We start from the raw sequence: 798 nt of genomic DNA on the forward strand, positions 1-798 counted from the left end.
TGCCGTCAGCACCGGACGGCGGGTGATCAGACGCACCAGCGCACCGCGGCGGCTGGTCGATCTCCGGCCGCGGAACCCGGCCGCCGTTTCGGTGCGCCATCTGTTCAGGGCGGTCATCAGATGGATCTGGGCTTCGGACCAGACAGCCAGACGGGCGAGCAGGCGGCCGGAAAATCCGGGCGTATAAGGTGTCCAGGCCGCACCGGTGACCTCAAGCGCGAGGGCAGGGCAGAAGATCCAGCCACGCGCTGCGGCCGGTGCCAGCGCCAGCAAGGGATCGGAACGGGCAAAGGCGGCGTCCGCGCACATCAAAAGCAACCGTTCACTGACGCCGCCCGACCCCGGCAACACCATGCGGAAGGCCTCAAGGGCAACGCTCAGCTTGAGGACATGGGGCAGGGGGTCTCCTGCAATCCGGGCCAGAAACCTTTCAAGCCGGCCCCGTGCGGCCGCGTCGGCCTCCCGGTCCCGGCCGACAATTGCCAGACCGTCTTCGGCCACTTCCAGCGTGCCGCTGCCAAGCACCTCCAGACGCTTGAGACCGGCCGCATCGAGCGGCGGCGGGGCTTGCAGGATCCGATGCACGTCGAGAGCGGTGCGCAGGGCGGCGGGATCGGATCCGGTCCCGGCCTCGTCATGGAGGGCGGCGATCAGGTCGGGTTCGGTGACGCCGAGTGCCTGCAGGCGCGTGGAGGCGGTTGCTTCAAGGACGCTGGCGAGACGGCGCCACAGGAGGGCGAGTTCAGGGTCCTGCGCGAACGCCCCGGCCAGAAACCCTTGAGCGGCCGAGGCCCGGGC

Annotated in this window: 1 protein-coding gene; it reads right to left on the reverse strand. The window is 69.8% G+C overall.

The features are described from left to right. Nucleotides 1-798, reverse strand: a 798-nt coding sequence (locus E1297_RS48915) for a hypothetical protein (RefSeq protein ID WP_196223106.1), incomplete at both ends; no start/stop codon positions are given.

This window comes from Roseibium sp. RKSG952, from assembly GCF_009711355.1.